The sequence below is a fragment of the Mesorhizobium sp. M7A.F.Ca.ET.027.02.1.1 genome (assembly GCF_004022985.1).
Lineage (GTDB): Bacteria > Pseudomonadota > Alphaproteobacteria > Rhizobiales > Rhizobiaceae > Mesorhizobium.
This window is the reverse complement of the sequence record NZ_RZOL01000819.1, coordinates 1-958: the sequence shown is the minus strand read 5'-3', so window position 1 is coordinate 958 and position 958 is coordinate 1. Positions and strand designations below refer to the sequence as shown.

At 63.3% G+C, this 958-nt stretch carries 1 protein-coding gene; it reads right to left on the bottom strand.

From position 1 onward, the window contains the following. Nucleotides 1-958: relaxase/mobilization nuclease domain-containing protein (locus tag EN749_RS36400; protein WP_148674728.1), on the bottom strand; the 958-nt coding region annotated here is incomplete at both ends.

Here is a 958-nt window from a genome sequence, read left to right as displayed (position 1 = left end):
CGCCGCCGAAAACGCGGCGGCGCCTGCCTCCGCTTGCGAACCGGGCATCGCCGCGCGCGCTAAAGAGGCGGTCAGCTGCCAGCCACGCGAGATCCCTGCCCCATAGGCGGCGATCGTCTTTGCCTCGAAAACGGCCTGTCGCTTCGCTTCGACGCGCTCACCGATCGTCGGCGACACAGAGTAGCGCGTGTCCTGCTTCGATCGTTCATAAGCACCGGCCTGGCGCATGTTGAACGGCCGCGAAGCGGCAAAGTCCATGCGGCTTGTCGCCACCATGGCAATCCCCTCCTCGCGGGCTTTTTCGGCGAAGGTCGCCCGCCATTCGTAAAGGTCAGGCTTGCCGAAATGCAGCTGCCGGCCGCTTTGCGAGCGCGCAAGGATCATCGCGTGCACGTGGACGTGCCCGGTCTCCGGATGATGGGCGATTGCCCATTTGTGGTCGGGAATCTTTTCGGCAAGCACATTCTCAGCCGCGCGCAGCAACGCACGCGCGTCTGTGCCGGCCCTGGCCGAAAAGACGACGTGATAAACGTTGCGTGGCTCCACCGTCTTGAAATTCGCCTTCCACGACAAATAGAGTGCTGCCGCAGCCTTGTCCGGACGCTGGCCGTATGGGAGCTGTTCTCCGTCGGACTTGATCACGTCGGCAGTTCCGCGAATGAATTTCTGCAAGAAGTATTGGCCGCCTCTTTCGGTCGAAACTCCCGCTTTGATCTCGGCCTTACCGGCCACGCCGGCGTCCTTGAGCCGGGCCGTGATGCTGTCATCCGCCCGTTGCAGGACACCTCCCCTACCGTTTTCGTGGTCGAGCTTCTGCAACGCCTTCGCCAGCGCGGCCGCCTTCATGTCCGTGTAGGCATAAACCTTCACGGTGCTGCCGGCGCGCGCATAGACGAATGGCTTGCTGCCGAACGCGGCGTTCAAGGCGTCGTGCAGATCATCCCGGTCGGGATCGCCG